This window comes from Empedobacter sp. UBA1574 (assembly GCF_002322895.1).
Classification (GTDB): domain Bacteria; phylum Bacteroidota; class Bacteroidia; order Flavobacteriales; family Weeksellaceae; genus Empedobacter; species Empedobacter falsenii_B.
In genome coordinates this window covers 106,601-125,890 of the sequence record NZ_DCOI01000032.1, presented here as the reverse complement: position 1 = coordinate 125,890, position 19,290 = coordinate 106,601, and the positions used below count along the sequence as shown (strand labels likewise).

Sequence of the window (19,290 nt, the reverse complement as noted above, 5' to 3'; positions counted from 1 at the left end):
TAAATGAAAAAGTTAGTACAATCAGTCGTAACTTTTTCGTTACGAAATACAACCTTTGTTTTATTTGCTGTATTTGCATTACTCTTTGCAGGTATATTTTCTTTAAAACATACACCAATAGAGGCATTTCCGGATGTAACAAATACTAGAGCTCGTATTATAACACAATGGCCAGGAAGAAGTGCTGAGGAAATGGAAAAATTGGTGACTCTACCAGTTTCAAAAGTAATGAATAGTATTCCGCATAAATCTAATATTCGTTCAATTTCTCTTTTCGGATTATCTGTTGTAACGGTTCAGTTTGAAGATGGAGTAGATGATTTTTATGCACAACAATATGTATCGAATAAATTGAGTGGAGTTGATTTACCAGAAGGAGCTGATGCAGATATTGAACCGCCTTCTGGTGCTACAGGAGAGATTTTTCGTTATGTGATCAAAAGTGATTTACCGATCAAGGAAGTTACCGCGATACAAGATTGGGTAACAGAACGTGAATTGCTTTCTGTATCAGGAGTTGCAGATGTTGTAAGTTTTGGTGGAGAAGAAAAAACGTATGAAATTAAAATTAATCCAACAGAATTAAAGAATTATAATTTATCGCCTTTAGATGTTTATGAAGCAGTTTCTAAATCAAATATAAATGTTGGTGGAGATGTGATTCAGCAAGGAGATCAAGCTTATGTAGTTCGTGGTGTTGGTTTACTAGATAAGATAGAGGATATCGGAAATATTACTGTCGCTCTAAATGGTTCTACACCAATTTTGATCAAAAATGTGGCAGATGTTGTCATTTCGAATAAACCACGTTTGGGGCAAGTTGGTTACAATAAGCATGATGATATGGTAGAAGGAATTGTTGTGATGTTGCGTGGTGAAAATCCATCCGAAGTCATTGAAAATCTGAAAGCGAAGATTGAAGAATTGAATACAAGAACTTTACCAGATAATGTGAAAATTGAAACAGTTGTAGATCGTACCAAATTGGTGGATAATACAGTACATACGGTTTCTAAAAATATTATTGAAGGTATTTTATTGGTATCATTAATTGTTTTTGTTTTTTTATATAATTGGAAATCAACATTTATTGTAGCTTCGGTTATTCCGCTTTCATTTTTGTTCGCAATTATCATGTTGAAAATACAAGGATTACCAGCGAATTTAATTTCAATGGGGTCACTGGATTTTGGATTGTTGTTAGAAGGAACTTTGGTAATTGTAGAAACAGTTTTTGTTGCTTTAGCTACAATGCAACATAAAGTAGGAGCAGAACGTTTCGCAAAAATGAGTAAAATGGGTGTTATAAAGAAAAGTGCAGGAAGTGTAGCTTCTTATATTTTCTTTGCCTTACTTATTCTTATTGTTGCTTTATTACCGATATTTTCATTCCAAAAAGTGGAAGGTAAAATGTTCTCTCCTTTAGCATTTACATTAGGATACGCATTATTAGGATCTTTAATATTAAGTCTAACTTATGTTCCTGCAATGTGTAAGTTGCTTTTTAAGAAAAATATGGAGGAGAAAGAGAACTTTATTACTCGATTTTTTCAGAAAACTATTTTTGGATTATATGAAACTGCATTTCGTTATAAAAAGGCAACAATAGGAATCTTTTTAGGAATTTTAGCTCTTTGTTTGTTTAAGTTCTCGCATTATGGATCAGAATTTCTTCCAAAACTGAATGAAGGAGCAATTTACATTCGTGCAACTTTACCAAATAGTGTCAATTTACAAGAATCAACTCGATTAACAAAAGAGATGAAAGAGTTGATGCAGAAAGATTGTGATGAAATTGATTTTATTTTAACACAAACAGGTCGTCCAAATGATGGAACAGATCCAACAGGATTCTTTAATATTGAGTTTAATGTTCAATTAAAAGATGAAAAAGATTGGAAGCGCAAGATTTCAAAAGAAGAGATTATTCAAGAGATGCGAGATAAACTAAATCATTATCCAGGAATTGTATTTGGATTTTCGCAACCCATTCAAGATAATGTCGAAGAATATGTAGCTGGTGTAAAAAGTTCATTAGTTATTAAGATTTTTGGTGATGATTTGTATGATTTAGAAAAATATGCAAACAAGGTCGCTACTTCTATCGAAAAAGTAAATGGAATAACGGATATCAATGTTTATAAAAATATTGGTTTACCTGAACTTAGAATAGAATTGAGTGATTCAAAAATGGCGAAATATGGTATTAGTACAGCGGATGTTCAGGCAGTAATTGAAATGACAATTGGTGGACAAGCAGCTACTAAGTTTTATGAAAATGATCGACAGTTTGATGTTATTCTTCGTTTTCAGGAAGCTTATAGAGATACTCCTGAGAAAATTGGAAATATTTTGATTCCAACAAGTAATGGGAACAATGTTCCTTTGCAGGAAATAGCTACAATTGGTTATCAAACAGGACCTGCTTTTATTTATCGAGAAGGAAATAGTCGATATATCGGTGTAGGATTCAGTATAGAAGGTCGTGATTTAGGAAGTACAATCGATGAAGCGAAGAAAGTAGTGGCGAAAGAAGTTAAATTACCGAAAGAAAATTACATGGAATGGGCTGGTGAATTCGAAAGTAAAGAGCGTGCAGCAAAACAATTAGCAATGGTCGTTCCGATTTCGTTAGTTTTGATTTTATTATTATTGTATACCAATTTCGGAAATGTAAAAGACACAGCGATAGCTGCATTAACACTGCCTTTTGCTTTTATTGGAGGATTTATTTCGCTTTGGGTAACAGGAACCATTTTTGGTATATCTGCGGGAATAGGTTTTATTATTCTTTTTGGAGTAGCAACGATTGATGGAATTGTTCTAATTGGTGTTATTCGAGATAATTTAAAGCATAAAATGCAATTAAAAGAAGCAATAGTCAATGGTGTTAAAAGTAGAATACGCCCTGTTGTGATGATTGCGCTTATGGGATCGATGGGATTATTACCAGCAGCACTTTCTACCGGAATGGGATCAGAAATTCAAAAGCCTTTGGCAATTATGATTGTAGGAGGATTAATTATTTGTTTAATCTTATCCTTTACAATTCTTCCAGTTGTATTTTATTATGCATATAGAAAAGAATATCAACAGAAATTCCTGAAATAATTTGTGTAGTTGTTTTATATAAAGGAGTTTTTATCAAAAGGTAAAAACTCCTTTTTTATTGATTATGAATGAGTAAATCTAGAATAATTAATTATAAAGTAGAAGACCACTTAGAACCAAACGTTACGTTACCTTCTTGAAGTACAATATCTGAATGTAAAAATTTTGCGGCATCTGCTGACTTTTTCACTTTAACGCTACTTCGTTCCATCATCTCTTTTTCATATTGTTGTAAAACTTCTTCACGTAAATTAATCTGTTTATTTTGAATATTATTATAAGCTGATGTTATTTTTTGTGCTAACAATAAAGCATCTAATAAAGCTTGATTTGCACCTTGTCCTTTAAAAGGACTCATAGGATGAGCTGCATCGCCAATTAAAGTGACAGAGCCAGCATTTTCTAGTAAATTTGACATTAATAAATCTCGATCATAAACGGGGTATCCAGTGATTTGTTTGGGTTCTGTAGCTGCAATAATTTCAGGAATAGGAGAGTGCCAATGCGTTCTTTTAGCAACTTCTATTTTTAAAGCCTCTGAACCTTTTTTACTCAAAGCTATCGCTTCATTTTCTAACATTGGAAAACTAAATTGCCACATAACCGAATCTTTGTCATAAGGCATCATATACATTCGTTCAGTTCCATTTGCTGTTTGAAATACCGTTGCTCCATCCAACAAATGATTTTCTAAATTAGTTAAAGCATCCAGTTTACAAATACCTAAAATAACAATACACCCCAAATAACGTAATGGAGTATTTTCCTCATTTATAATCAATCGACGAACTATACTTCGTATGCCATCAGCACCAACAAGTAAATCAGCTTTAAAGTGTTTTTGAATTCCATCAACATCAAACGTTAATTCTATTTTATCATCAACATTAAAATCGACTAATTGATGATTCCATAAAACTTGATTATTGCCACCTAATTGATTTAAAAAAGCTAAGCGTAAAGATTGTCTCGCAATGTGAATATTGGTATGTTTATTTTTGTTTTTAGCTTCAATCGCTTCTTTATCTTGCAATTTTCTTATTCCCCATTCGCCAATCACATTTCCTTCTATAGTATGTGCTAAATGCAATGTAGAAACGATTCCTTCCTCTAAAGTTTGGATTCCAAATTTTTTTAATTCTTTACTAGCTTGCTGTAACGTTAGTCCATAACCTTGGGAACGATCGTTGAAAGCTCGATCACGTTCAAAAAGTGTAAAAGGAATTTGACGATGTAAACACGCTAATGCTAATGCAATTCCACCAATTCCAGCTCCGACAATTGCAACATGAGGATATTTTTTTTCGTTGGGTGATGGATGTTCATTTGTAGTTGTCAAACCGGTTCCTGAGCAGACAGTACAGATCTGCATCGAACTTTTTGGTTTATTTGGAGTAATAAAATTTTCATTCTTTTTAGATTGAGCAACAGCTGATTCATAACGCGATAGTTTCCTTTTCGAAACTCCTTGACTTTTTTTTCCAAGTCCATTACAATTCTTGCAACTTATCCAATTTTCTCGAGTACTCAATTTAAAAATTTTTGCAAAAATAAGATTAAAGTAGCTATTTAGAAAAATCTAATCGTAAAAGATAGAATTAATACATGAATAATGAATTTTTCTGTAATAATAGTTTTCATTATTCAACTTCTTTATAGTGATGATTCTACAACCTTTTTCAGAGATTTTAGAATGGGTTTAATATATCCGGACTATCATTTATTATAAAAGTGGAATGTATATACAATCCGTTGGACTTATAATTTTGGTCAAAAATAAAATCAATTGAAAAAATTATTAAATCATATTGTTTTAGAACCAAAATTACATGTAAAGTGGCTTAATACACTTTCGTTTATGGAAAATGCAGGAGCACGAAAGATTTCGGCATGTGAGCACAAAACTTTTGTGAATCTTATCCAATTGAAACATGCAGCTGAGGAACATCGCCATGCTTATTATTTGAAAAAGCAAATTATAAAATTAATTCCAGATGCTTGTGTCAATTATGAGCCTATTTATCTTTTAGCACCAAAAGCAACAATGTATTATTTACATCAATTAGATATTCAGGTTTGTCGTTTGTTGAAGAAAGAATTTAATCTTGATGGGGAAGATTTAAAATACGCAGCTTATTTGTTTGTGACTTACGCTATAGAAGTGAGGGCAGATGAATTGTATCCAATATATCAAGATATTTTGACGGCGCATCAACAAAAAGTGATGGTGAAATCTATTATTGTCTAAGAAGAAGGTCATCTTGAAGAAATGATTTCACAATTAAAAAAATTTCATACTGAATGGTAAATCTATTTAAATCAAGTGATACAACTAGAAGAAGTGTTATTTATGAATTGGATTTCTGCAATTGAAAATGAACTGAATAATATCGAAATTTTTTATTCCATTGCAACTATCTCTATTCGAAAAAGAACAAAAAGGAACAAAAAGGAATTAAAAGTTCGTTCTTCTGGAATTGATTTTTATAGTAATGATTATTTGGAATTAGCTAAAAATGAAATCTTACATCAGCAGATTTTAAATGAGTTTATAGTGCAACCATCTTTACTTTATGGTTCTACTGGAGCACGTTTGATTAGTGGGAATTCTGATTATCTAAGTGAAACGGAAGAGATGATTGTGAAAGAACATAAAGTAGAAGCTGCAACACTTTTTTCATCTGGATATAATGCTAATTTGGCACTTTTCTCTGCGCTTTTAACTCAACATGATATTGCTTTAGTTGATGAAAATATACATCGATCAGTTCATGATGGGATTAAATTATCTAACGCAAAAAAAATAAAGTTTAAACATAACGATTTAAATCATTTAGAAGAACTATTGCAAAGAGTAGAAGAGTGTTGTTTTATCGCGGTAGAAAGTTTGTATTCGATGGATGGTGATTGTGCTCCATTAATTGAACTGGTTGAATTAGCCAATAAATACAATGCAGCATTAGTGGTAGATGAAGCTCATGCTTTTGGTGTTTTTAATTACGGATTGGTTCATCAATTGGGTTTACAACGCAAAGTGTTTGCAACGGTTGTAACTTATGGAAAAGCGATGGGAATGAGCAGTGCCGAGATTTTAGCTAATAAGTTAGTGATTGATTATCTCATTAATTATGCTTCAACTTTTATTTACACCACAGCTATTGCTGATTTTCATGTGACAGGTTTACGAAAAGGTTATCAGTTTATCAAAGAAAATAAATCGCTTCAAGAAAGTTTACAATATAATATTTCACATTTTACAAATAGTGGCTTAACGAGTTTTTCGAATAAAAATAGTCCAATTCAAATTCTAAAGTTTGAGTCTACAAACCAATTAACCAAAATCAAAAATCAATTGGAGTTGGTGGAAATAAACACTTTTGCGGTTTTCAACCTACAGTAGGAGAAGGAGAAGAGCGCTTAAGAATCTGTTTGCATGCTTTTAACACACAAGAAGAAATTAATCAATTAATGGAAAAGATAAAAGAAAATGTCTAAACAATTATTTGTTACAGGAATTGGGACAGGAGCTGGGAAAACGATTGTTTCAGCAATTTTAACTGAAGTTTTACAAGCTGATTATTGCAAACCAATACAATTGGGAGATTTAGATTCATCAGATAGTTTGTTGGCAAAATCGTTAACTTCTCTAGAACTGAAAATTCATCAAGAACGTTATTGTTTGCAAAAAGCCGCTTCGCTACATCAATCTGCAAAAGAAGAAGATATTGAAATCAATCTAAATGATTTTGAACTTCCCAAAACAACCAATTCTCTTATTGTTGAAGGAGCAGGCGGATTATTTGTTCCTATTAATGAAGAAGATTTTATGATTGATCTTATTCAGCAGTTTAATCTCCTAGTAGTCCGGATATTTCTATCATCATTATACCAAAACTCAATTCAATAAACTCAAGCGAAGTGAGAAATATAGCAAAAAACAATTAAGTATCAATTTAATATTTAAATACAATGAAAGTATCAAACGAAACACGCCATGATTGGACGAAAGAAGAAATCGAAAAAATCTATCATCAACCATTATTAGATTTAGTATATCACGCATCCAAAAAACATCGAGAATGGCACAACGCAAGAGAAGTACAAGTATGCACCTTGTTATCTGTAAAAACAGGTGGTTGTCCCGAGGATTGCTCATATTGCGGACAAGCAGCGCGCTACCATACCGATATTAAAGTAGAAGCTTTGTTACCAACAGCAACAGTATTAGCACATGCAAAGAAAGCAAAAGAAGCTGGCTCATCACGTTTTTGCATGGCAGCTGCTTGGAGAGAAGTACGAAATAATCGAGATTTTGATCGAATAATCGAAATGGTGAAAGGTGTAAATGAGTTGGGATTAGAAGTGTGTTGTACATTAGGAATGTTGACAGAAGAGCAGGCAATTCGTTTGCAAGAAGCAGGTTTACACGCTTATAATCATAATTTAGATACTTCCGAAGCTTATTATGATGAGATTATTTCTACACGTAAATTTGATAATCGAGTCAATACGATACAAAATGTGCGAAAGGCTGGGATTACAGTTTGTTCGGGTGGAATTATTGGCTTAGGAGAAACGCATCAAGATCGAATTTCTATGCTATTAACTTTGGCAACAATGCTAAAACATCCAGAATCTGTACCTGTAAATGCTTTAGCAAGAGTAAAAGGAACACCTTTAGAAAATAATCCGAAAGTAGATATTTGGGATATGGTTCGTATGATTGCTACAGCTCGTATTGTGATGCCTTCTTCGATTGTTCGGTTAAGTGCTGGTCGAATAGAAATGACGGAAGTTGAACAAGCTTGGTGTTTTATGGCTGGAGCGAATTCGATTTTTACAGGAGAGCGTGAAACTTTATTGGTGACGCCTAATCCTGGGGTAACAGAGGATATGAAAATGTTTGAAAATTTAGGTTTAATACCAATGGTTAAACAAGAAACAACTCAGACATGTACACATTAAAAGAACGCGATCAGTTGGTGAATTGGCATCCTTATACGCAGATGAAAAAAGCCAATAATATTATTCCAATTGTAAGAGGAGAAGGAAGTTATATTTACGATGAAAATAACAAACAATATATTGACGCTGTTTCATCGTGGTGGGTAACGCTGCATGGACATGCGCATCCGTATATTGCACAAAAAATGCACGAACAGCTAACAACTTTGGAACATGTTATTTTTGCAGGATTTACGCATCGACCTGCAATTGAATTGTCTGAACGTTTGTTGGCTCTTTTACCTCAAAATCAAAAGAAAGCATTTTATAGCGACAATGGATCAACAGCGATTGAGGTAGCATTAAAAATGTGTTTACAATATCATTTCAATAAAAAAGAAGATAGACCTGTGATTTTAGCGTTCAAAAATGCCTATCATGGTGATACTTTTGGCGCGATGTCTGTAAGTGGAAGAGGAATTTGGACAGAACCTTTTAGTGAAAAGCTTTTTGATGTTATATTTATTGATACGCCGAATGCAGAAAATATAGAAGCGATTAAATCGCAAATAAAAGAAGTTGCAACTAAAGTAGCGTGTTTTATTTACGAACCTTTGGTTCAAGGAGCTTCGGGGATGTTGATGCATGAGGCTGAATATTTAGATCAATTGATGAGTTGCTGTAGAGCATATCATATTTTAATGATTCAAGATGAGATTTTTGTAGGATTTGGTCGTACAGGTAAATTATTTGCAGCAAATCATTTGACAGAAGTTCCAGATATTATGTGTTTTTCGAAAGGTTTAACAGGTGGTACTTTGCCTTTGGGCGTTACAACTTGTACAGATAGAATTTACCAAGCCTTTTATGCTGATGATTTGAATAAGACGTTATTTCACGGGCATTCTTTTACGGCAAGTCCATTAGCGTGTACCGCTGCGTTAGCAAGTCTTGATTTGTTATTACAGACTTCTATACAACAGCAAATAGCAAATATTGTACATCAACATCAACATTTTGTTGTGTCTATTCAAGATCATCCTAAAGTAAAAGTGATAAGACAATGCGGCACTATTTTGGCGTTGGAATGGAATACAAATGAAGAAACATCTTATTTTAGTGATATACACGAAAAGCTATATCCTTACTTTTTAGAGAAAGGTATATTATTGCGTCCTTTAGGGAATATTATTTATTTAGTTCCTCCTTATTGTATTTCGACTGATGATCTAAATTATATTTATGATACGATTCGTCAAGCTTTAATCGAATTGTTTTAATGTTAAGTTCTAAATGACGCTTATAAGATTAAAAAGATAAAAAAATCTCCCTTTTGGGAGATTTTAGTTTATATAATATTGTCAAATATTTGAAAATTATCATTTTATGATAAATGTTCTCTTATTTTTTTGATTAAAAAGCTTCCCTTAGTTTTGCAAAAAAAATAGTTTGTCTTTTCGATTTCGAGTCCATTTATCTAATAAATCCATTTATGTTATAGCGCTTATTGTAAGTGTTATTGCTGTTTTTGCTCTTGTTATATTGAGTTTTTTAATTAATAAAGAAAGTCAAAAAAATAATGATGAGTTTGTCAAAAAAAGTTTTTTGAGGAAATATGAAGCAGTTGAATTTGAGTTTAAAAACATCGAAGAATATCAAGAAGTTTTAAAAAAAGTTGTTAAAAAGACAAGTGAAAAAAATGTAGCAGATCATTTTTTGGTTTTGAATGAATTAAATTCAAATCGAAAGTTAATTCGCCATGATTGGTTTTCTATTCATTCTTTAGAAACAAATCATTTTCCTGATGAATCAACCCTTTCAAAAGCTATCAATCAACCAAATATTAAAGAATTTCAATCGATATATACTACAAAAAATCAACAGATTGATAATTTTTTGTTGGATTATAAGGATACATTGTATTGGGTAAATTACGATTCTATCAAGTTGTCTAATGGACAAAATATGTATTACGGTTCGACGATTAATCTGTTTGATTTGTATAATTTTTTTACGACAGTAGATGCAACTTCGTCCAATTATATGTATGTTTTCAATAAAGATGGAATTTGTATTACGCATCCTAATGAAAAATTTATTGGGAAAAATGTTTTCGATTTTACAGATATTCAGCCAAGCGATACGATAACGAGCACAATTAATTCTAATTTTTCGCAAGATTTATATACGTTGAATGATGCTTCGTCCGAGTTTATAAAAGATACGGATATCAAACGTTTTATAAAACCTTTACACACCAAGAATTTTGATGGATATATTGTCGTGAATCATTTGAGTTATATCATTGATGAAAATGTAGAACGAACTAAATTTTATGTAGGTTTTATTTTCTTGGGAACTGTTTTTTTAATTATCATTATCTTTTTGTTATTCAATAAAATAACATCTAAAACATACAAGGAAAAAGCGTTTGTAATCGAAGAAAAAAATAGGTTATCAATTGAAAATGAAAAGATTAAAAATGCGAATACTCTAACGCAATTACAACAATTAAAGAATCAGATTAATCCACATTTTTTATTCAATTCGTTGAATTCACTTTATATGTTAATTGGTTTGAACAAAGAGAATGCGCAGAAATTCACGATGAATCTTTCTAAAATTTACCGATATCTTATTGTTCCGCCAAAGGAAAATATAGTGCTTGTAAAAAAGGAATTAGATTTTATTGCACAATACATGGATTTGCATAAAAGTAGATTTTCGGAAGAATTGATTTTTGATTTACAAATCGAAGATTCGAAAAGCTTAGAAAAAAACATTCCATATTTGGCATTACAGATTGTTGTAGAAAATGCAATAAAACATAATATTGCTACAATTGATCAACCTTTGACTATAAATATTGTTGTAAAATCTGATTTGATTATCGTCAAAAATACTTTTCAGAAAAAAAATAAAGCGACAGAAAATGAGAAATTTGGTTTAAACTATTTACAAAAAATCTATCATTTTTATCAAATTGATAATTTCTCAACAAAAGTAGAAAATGAAGAATTTATTTGTTTTTTACCTTATATCGAACCAAAATATCCATTCACTCCAAAAAACTAACCACTCACTCCAAAAAACTATTATTATAAGAAAACTGCGCTTAAGTTTATGCCATAATTAATGATAATTTAATGTTCGAATGAGTCATAATAAGGAAAGAAAGAATTATAAATTAGCACTATATCTTGGTTTGGCAATGTCTTCGGCTGTTGTTTATGGACAAAAGAAAGAGGATAAAAAAGCTGAAAAAGATAAAACAGAGAAAAAGGATTCTACTGTAACGAAAGTTAAAAAAATAGATGAATTAATCAAGAAAGGAAGCTACAAGAAAGGTTTGTTTAATACCATTCAAGTAAAAACTGATATCTATTTCGAAATTCCAGATAGTTTATTTGGACGCCAATTTTTGGTTGTGAATAAATTGTCTCAAGTTCCAATGGAAGTTAACGAAGCGGGCTTGAACAAAGGAATGAATTACGAAAACAAAGTGATTTCTTTTTATCATGATAAAGTAGCTAAAAAAGTGTGGGTCAAAACAATTGTTCCACAAGTTTCTTCACCTAAAAATGACGCAATCACAGCTTCTGTAAAGGATAATTTCTCAGAATCGATTATTGAGGTTTTTGATATAGAAGCTCAAAATAATGATTCTACAGCTGTTGCGATTAAAGTGAACAAAATTTTTGATGGAAATCAAAAAAGTTTTAATGATGTATTAACGAACATAGGTTTAGGAGGTTCGGTAAAGGCAAATCTATCGTATGTGGAAAATGTGAAAACATTTCCAGAAAACATTGTGGTTAAGTCTCAGTTAACGACAAGTGTAAATGAAGGAGGGGTAGATTTGGCTGTTACCTTAGGTGTTACAAGTAATATTGTTTTACTTTCGACAACTCCTATGCAACCTAGGTTAGCAGATAATCGTGTGGGATATTTCACAGAAAAACATTGGTTTTTTAATGATGCTCAACACAAAATGGAAGATCAACGCTTTATTACAAAATGGCGTTTGGAACCAAAAGACGAGGATAAGGAAAAATATCTAAAAGGTGAATTAGTAGAACCTAAGAAACCAATTATTTATTACATCGATCCTTCGACACCAAAACAATGGCGCCAAAAAATTATTGCTGGTGTACACGATTGGCAAGTTGCTTTTGAGCAAGCTGGTTTCAAAAATGCGATTATAGCAAAAGAACCAACTGCTGATGACAAAGATTTTGATATTGATGATGTACGTTACTCAGTAATTACGTATGCAGCTTCACCAAAGTCAAATGCAATGGGACCTTCTGTGGTTGATCCGCGTAGTGGTGAAATTTTAGAGGCGGATATTATTTGGTGGCACAATGTAATGACTTCTTTGCATGATTGGATGCGTATTCAAACAGGTCCAATTGATCCAAAAGCAAGAGGAAATAAATTTAGTGATGAACACATGGGAGAAGCAATTCGTTTTGTGTCTTCTCATGAAGTAGGACATACATTTGGTCTGAAACATAATATGGGCGCTTCTTTTTCTTATCCAGTAGAATCTTTACGTTCGAAAGAATTTACAGATAAAATGGGTGGAACTGCACCGTCTATTATGGATTATGCGCGTTATAATTATGTGGCACAGCCAGAAGATGGTGTTACAGCAATTACGCCAAAAATCGGTTTGTATGATAAATATGCAATCGAATGGGGATATCGTTGGTTTCCAAATCAAGAAACAGAAAAAGCATCGCTTCGTAAAATGATTGAAAAGCACGAAGATGATCCAATGTATTTTTATGGTGAACAACAAAGCTATTTAAGTACAATTGATCCGCGTTCTCAATCAGAAGATTTAGGTGATGATGCTGTTTTGGCAAGTGAATATGGAATGAAAAATCTAAAACGTGTTTCAGAAAATATCTTGAAATGGACGTACGAAGATGGAAAAAGCTATATCAACACAGGGAAACTTTATTACCAAACAATAGGGCAGTGGGATTTATATTCTAATCATGTTTTAGCAAATGTTGGTGGGATTTATTTAAACAACACTTATTTCGGAATTGATAAAAAAGCATACGAACCAGTTCCTGCAGATATGCAACGTAAAGCAGTTAATTATTTAAACGAAAATGTGATTCAATTACCAAAATGGTTATTCTTTAATGATATTTTAGATAAAACGTATGCAATCAAAAATTCGCCAATGGGACCTTACGAGCAAACGCCGTATACATTAGCGAGAGAAATGCAATATGGATTGATTTATAATTTATTTACTGACGATCGCTTATTGCGCATGTTAGAAAATGAATTGAAACACCAAGAATTAAAATCTAATGAAAAAATTTATACAGTTGAAAATTTATTTGATCAAGTAAGAAGTGCAGCTTTTGATAAAAAATCAAACTTAACTATTCTTGAAAAAATGACTCAAAAAAATTACGTTGATGCCTTAATCGTTTCAACAAACAAATTATTTGAAAAAACAACTGTAGCAGGACTTACAATTGACCAAAACCTACAAGTACCAACTATCTGTAATTATTTAGACGAAGAAAAAATGGCGCGTAACATTAACTATTCTTCTATGAAAAGAGTGTCGGAAGTGACAACCTATAAAAGAGCAGAATTGCAACGTGTTTTGACTTTGTTAAACAAGAAAAAGAATAATGGAGATGCGTCTACAAAAGCGCATTATGCTGATTTAATTATTCGTATTAAAGAAGCTTTAAAGTAAGATATAGAAATGAAAAAGACACTCATTCTTTTGCCACTTTTTGCGGCAAGTATTGCGTTTTCTCAAGAAAAGAGAGTGATTACAGGTTCGGTTCAAGACGAAAAATCGTTGGTTGGAATTGCTGGTGCGTCTGTTAAAATTGAAGCTCAATCAATTTCGACAAAAACAGATCAAAAAGGAATTATAGAAAGTGTAACGGTTGGTACTGTTACAGATGAAGATGGTTTCTTTTCATTAGAAGTACCTGCAGGTACAAAATCTGTATTAATTAGTTATTTAGGTTACGATTCTAAATTAGTTGAACTTTCTACAGATTTATCAACATATCATGTAAGCTTAAAATCAACTTTAGGTGAAGTTCTTCCAGAAAATAATGATTTAAAAGAAGTTGTTGTTACAGGTTATCAAAAAATTGAAAAACGGAAACTAACATCGGCAGTATCAACTGTAAAAATGGATGATATTCAACAAGCTGGTGTTGCTAGTGTTGATCAATTGTTAAGCGGACAAATTGCTGGTGTAGCTGTTTCTACAGAAACTGGTTCGCCTGGTTCACCAAGTAAAATTAGAATTCGTGGTACGGCTTCTCTTTCTGGTCCACAAGATCCGTTATGGGTGATTGATGGTTTACCATTAGAAGGAAATGATGTGCCAAACTTTAACGATAAAGATAACATCGATCAATTGCAAAACTTTTCTATCGCTGGATTAAATCCAAACGATATAGAAGATATTACAATCCTTAAAGATGCTGCTGCAACAGCTATTTATGGTGCAAGAGCTGCAAATGGTGTAATTTCGATTACAACAAAACGCGGTAAAAAAGGCGCTATGACGGTTAATTTTTCTGCGAATACATTTGTAACAGCTCGTCCAGATTTTGGTCGTTTAAATTTACTAAATGCTTCTCAGAAAGTTGATCTTGAATTAATGCTTGCTAGTCGCGATGATTTAACGTATCGTACTGATAAAGGCGAAGTAATGCGAATTTTGCAAAAGAATGGTCAATTAAATGCTTTACGAAATGGAGGTTTTAATTCTTTAGATCTTATCACGCAAAATCAAATTAATTCTTTACGAAATAACACAATCGATTGGGGAAAATTATTGTATCGTAATGCAATTAATACACAATACGGTTTGAGTATTTCAGGAGGAAATGATCGTTCTGATTATTACTTCTCATTAGGATATTATGATGAGCAAGGAACAACGATCGGAACAGGTTTTGAACGTTATAATCTTACTTTAAAAAACAATTATAAACTTAACGATAAATTAGATGTAGGGATTTCTATTTTTGCAACTTCAAGTGATAAAAAATCTTTTGTAACAGATGCAGATGCGTCTATCAATCCGATTAATTATTCACGAAATGCGAATCCATATTTATCTCCATTCAATGCAGATGGTTCTTATCGTTATGACAACGATATTGATGGATTTGAAGATCGTTCTGTTCCATTCAATTTTATCGAAGAAAGAGAAAACACAAATTATACATTAAAAAACCGTTCGTTAAAAGGTATTATTGATCTTAATTATCAATTAGCAAAAGGTTTAAAATTAACATCTCAATTCGGAATTCAGTACGATAGTAACAAAACAGAAAAATACGCTGAGCAAGAAACTTATTTTACGCGTAAAATGAAAGAAGGAACGCGTTATTATAAATCTGGACAATATTTGTATTTCTTACCTGACGGAGGAGTTAAACAAAATTGGGATAACGAATTTTTTCAATATAACTGGAAGTTACAAGGAACATATAGTACTACGATTAACAATCGTCACGAAATTGATTTGATGGCTGGGACAGAAATTCGTCATACACAAAACGAAACGACTTTAACACGTGCTTTTGGTTACAATAAAACGACGAAAACAGGAACGCCAATCGTTTTCCCAAATTCAAGTTTTGCAGCAGAAAAACGTTACGAAACGTATAGAGAAATGCCAACGGAAGAAAATGCTTATGTATCTACATTTGCAACCGCTTCGTATACATTAGACAGAAAATATACAGTTTTTGGTAGTGTTCGTTATGATGGTACAAATTTATTCGGTGTTAATAAAAAATATAAATACTTACCAATTTGGGCAGTTTCTGCTTCTTGGTTAGTTTCAAAAGAATCGTTTATGGAGAACATCGATTTTATTTCGAATCTTCGTTTACGCGCTTCTTATGGTTTACAAGGAAATATTGATCGTAATACTTCACCTTTCTTTATTGGTGAATATAATGATGCAACAATTTTACCAGGTAATAAAGAAGATATTATCAATGCGATTAATTTACCAAATGATTTGTTGCGTTGGGAAAAAACAACGAATACAAATGTTGGGTTAGATTTAGGTCTTTTCAAAAATCGTATCAACCTTGCTGTTGATGTTTACAATCGTAAAGGAACAGATATGATTAGTATGCGCGAAACACCATTAGAAACAGGTTTTGAATATACAATGGTGAATTGGGGAGAATTAACAAACAAAGGTTTCGAGATTGCTTTAACAACTCGCAACATTGATAAGAAAAACTTTAAATGGTCGACAACAATTAATTTTGCGCACAACAAAAGTAAAGTTCTTAAAGAGCAACAACGTGAAAATAGTTTAATTCCATCTCGTGAAGGTTTACCTGTAAATGCAATTTTTGCTTTAAAAACAGCTGGATTTGACGAATACGGAAATCCAATGTTTTGGAAAGGAGATGAAAAAGTTTCTGCAAAAGAATTCTTTGCTTTATATGACTTATACGAAGATTTTTTACCAGGAGAAATTGTGGATTCTAAATTAACAAGCGAAGAAAAACGTAAATTATTTACTTATATCGGAGATCGCGATCCTAAATTTACAGGAGGTATTATCAATAATTTCAAAATTCACAATTTTGATTTAACGATTTCTGCAGCATTCAATTTAAAACAAACGGTGATGAAAACACCTTCTTATCGTGGAATGGAATTGGATCCAGGTCGTAATTATACGCAAGATATTTTCGAGGCAGGTTCTACACTTCCAGGAATTACAAGTCCAATTAAAGGAGATAACGATAGTTGGATGGCGAACAAATGGTTTGCAGGAAACAATGCAAACGCGTACAATTTATTAGACATTTGGGCGAAAGAAATTAGTTATATGCGAATCAGTAGTATTCGTCTTGGTTATACTTTACCAAACAAATATGTTGAGGTTGTCGGTTTCAAAAGCGCTCGTTTTAGCTTAGAAGGACGTAATTTATTTGTATTTAGTAATGGATACAAAGGTTATTTTGATCCAGAAACTTACGGAAATATTTATGCACAACCAATTGCTAAATCTGTAACAGTAGGACTTAATGTTTCTTTCTAAATTTTAAATCAAATGAAAAAAATATTTTTATTATTAAGCATAGTTGCAGTTAGCTTTACAGCAGTTAGTTGTGACAATTACTTGGATATTGAACCAGATGGAAAAGTGATTCCAAAAACGGTAGAAGATTACCGTATGGTTTTAACGAATTCTTATTCAAAATATCCAACACACAAGTCGTTGACAGCTTTACGTACGGATGAGGTTACATTGAATGAATACTCAAATGACTTTATTTCGTACCGAGAAATTGCACAATGGAAGGATACAAATCCAGATCAAATATCAATTCAATTTCCTTGGGTTAGTTTTTATACGGTGATTTTTTATGCCAATCAAATCATCAACGAAGGACCAAAAACAATGGAAAACTCTGCTGAAAAAGATCAATTATTAGCAGAAGCTTATGCGTTACGTGCGTATGCGTATTTTGATTTGGTGAATTTATACGGAAAACCATATAATTCAGCAACAGCAAGTACAGACAAAGGTGTTCCTCTAAATTTAAAAGTAGATTTAGAAGCAACGCTTAAACCATCATCTGTTCAAGAAGTTTATAATCATATTGAGTCTGATTTATTGCAAGCGACAAAGTTGATGAAAATGAATCAGCAATTAGCTGGATTAAATTATAGATTCTCGAATGCAGCTTTAAAAGCTTTAGAAGCAAGAATCGCTTTGTATAAAAATGAATGGCAAAAAGCAATTGATTTTTCTGATTCTACATTAAAAATCAAAGGTGATTTAGTGAATCTGAACACAACAAAACAAGTTCCAAATCATTATACATCTGCCGAATCTATTTTAGCTTTAGACAATACATTGAATCCTGCAATTCAGTATATGTCATATGCTTCACCAGAACTGTTAAGTAGTTATGATACAGAAAATGATCTACGTTTTCCGCTTTATTTTGAGAAAAGTGGATCAAAATATAAAGTTATCAAAGGTGGAAATTCAGAGTTCAAAACGTCTTTCCGCGTAGCTGAATTATATTTTATCAAAGCTGAATCATATTTGAAATTAAATAAGTTAGATCAAGCAAAAGCAACTTTATTTTCAGTTTTACAAAATCGTTATACAGCAACTGGTTTTGCAAAATTACAAACAGAAATTTCTGCGATGAATTCTACTGAATTGATGAAGTTTATTTTAGATGAACGTTTTAGAGAATTTGCGTTAGAAGGACAACGTTGGTACGATTTACGTCGAGCAAATCAAAAACAAATTATACATCAAATTTCAGGTAAAGAGTATATTTTACAAGAAAATGATGTTCGTTATACAATAGAAATTCCACAAGCAGCTAAGCTCAATAATCCTCATTTATAACATTTTTAGACCGTCTTTATTCATCATTTAGACGGTTTTTTTATACTTTTGCATTCATGAAAATTGCAATTGTAGAGGACGAATTATTGGCGGTTACTTATCTAAAAAATCTGTTAGAGGAGCAATCGATTGTTGATATTTCTTCAATTACAATTTTGCGCTCAACAAAGCAAGCAACGGAGTTTTTTAGAGATAATTCGGTTGATTTAATCTTCATGGATATTCATTTGGGTGATGGGAAAAGTTTCGAGATTTTTCAGGAAGTTGAGATTCTAACGCCAATTATTTTTATCACTGCTTATGATGAATATGCGATGAAAGTTTTCAAGCATTTTACGATAGATTATATTCTGAAACCCTTTGAAGTAGAGGAGTTGCATATTGCATTGCAAAAATTCAAGACTATTCGAACTAGTTTTGATATTTCACCAACATTACAATCGATAGCTGTTTTAGAAAATTCACCGTCCGAGATTATGCATCGTTTTTTGGTAACGAATGGTAACAAATTACGTTCGGTAGAAGAACACGAAATTGCTTATTTTTTTGCTTCGGGAAAACATCTTTTTATAAAAACGAAAGATGAACAAACCTATATTTATGATGATACAATAAAGGATATTATAAATAAATTGGATGAAACTATTTTCTTCAAAATCAATCGAAAATTTATTGTTCACATTGATGCAATTACTGAAATAATAAGATATTCAAGTCAAAAAATTGAAATCCATCTTCAACCAAAATCCGAAGCTGAACAAGCTATTTTTATTAGTAAAACACAGATTAATGCTTGGATGGATTGGATGAATAGGTAA

General features: G+C 32.0%; 12 protein-coding genes. 11 read left to right on the top strand and 1 reads right to left on the bottom strand.

What is annotated here, in order from left to right; translation table 11 throughout:
• Positions 1-3 precede the first annotated feature (3 nt).
• Complete coding sequence (locus B3578_RS10145; protein ID WP_291048380.1) at positions 4-3,111, top strand: efflux RND transporter permease subunit; 3,108 nt, start codon at positions 4-6, stop codon at positions 3,109-3,111.
• A gap of 91 nt (positions 3,112-3,202) precedes the next feature.
• On the opposite strand, the gene B3578_RS10140 is transcribed toward B3578_RS10145, so the two are convergent.
• Complete coding sequence (locus tag B3578_RS10140; RefSeq protein ID WP_409410628.1) at positions 3,203-4,651, bottom strand: FAD-dependent oxidoreductase; 1,449 nt, start codon at positions 4,649-4,651, stop codon at positions 3,203-3,205.
• 246 nt (positions 4,652-4,897) lie between these two features.
• On the opposite strand from B3578_RS10140, the gene B3578_RS10135 reads away from it, so the two are divergent.
• From B3578_RS10135 to B3578_RS10090, 10 genes are all read left to right on the top strand, one after another.
• Positions 4,898-5,359, top strand: coding sequence for a hypothetical protein (locus B3578_RS10135; RefSeq protein ID WP_291048376.1), 462 nt, complete (start codon positions 4,898-4,900; stop codon positions 5,357-5,359).
• Positions 5,360-5,461: 102 nt separating this feature from the next.
• On the top strand, positions 5,462-6,511 hold the full coding sequence (locus tag B3578_RS10130) for an aminotransferase class I/II-fold pyridoxal phosphate-dependent enzyme (protein ID WP_291048373.1): 1,050 nt from the start codon (positions 5,462-5,464) through the stop codon (positions 6,509-6,511).
• Between the two features lie 87 nt (positions 6,512-6,598).
• A complete protein-coding gene (bioD, locus tag B3578_RS10125) occupies positions 6,599-7,018 on the top strand; it encodes an ATP-dependent dethiobiotin synthetase BioD (protein ID WP_291048370.1) in 420 nt (139 codons plus the stop codon).
• A gap of 62 nt (positions 7,019-7,080) precedes the next feature.
• Entirely contained in the window at positions 7,081-8,076 is a 996-nt protein-coding gene (gene bioB, locus B3578_RS10120; RefSeq protein WP_291048367.1) for a biotin synthase BioB, read from the top strand.
• Positions 8,064-9,335: an adenosylmethionine--8-amino-7-oxononanoate transaminase gene (bioA, locus tag B3578_RS10115; RefSeq protein ID WP_291048364.1), complete on the top strand. Its 1,272-nt coding sequence runs from the start codon at positions 8,064-8,066 to the stop codon at positions 9,333-9,335. Before bioB ends, bioA begins: the two co-directional genes overlap by 13 nt.
• 325 nt (positions 9,336-9,660) lie before the next feature.
• Positions 9,661-11,130, top strand: a complete 1,470-nt coding sequence (locus tag B3578_RS10110; RefSeq protein ID WP_286494866.1) for a histidine kinase — start codon at positions 9,661-9,663, stop codon at positions 11,128-11,130.
• Positions 11,131-11,209: 79 nt separating this feature from the next.
• Positions 11,210-13,789 (top strand): zinc-dependent metalloprotease, encoded by a 2,580-nt coding sequence (locus tag B3578_RS10105; protein WP_038335737.1) that lies wholly within the window; start codon positions 11,210-11,212, stop codon positions 13,787-13,789.
• A gap of 9 nt (positions 13,790-13,798) precedes the next feature.
• On the top strand, positions 13,799-17,140 hold the full coding sequence (locus B3578_RS10100; RefSeq protein WP_291048360.1) for a SusC/RagA family TonB-linked outer membrane protein: 3,342 nt from the start codon (positions 13,799-13,801) through the stop codon (positions 17,138-17,140).
• Positions 17,141-17,152: 12 nt separating this feature from the next.
• Positions 17,153-18,472, top strand: coding sequence for a RagB/SusD family nutrient uptake outer membrane protein (locus B3578_RS10095; protein WP_221856182.1), 1,320 nt, complete (start codon positions 17,153-17,155; stop codon positions 18,470-18,472).
• Positions 18,473-18,528: 56 nt separating this feature from the next.
• Positions 18,529-19,290, top strand: coding sequence for a LytR/AlgR family response regulator transcription factor (locus tag B3578_RS10090; protein ID WP_286494864.1), 762 nt, complete (start codon positions 18,529-18,531; stop codon positions 19,288-19,290).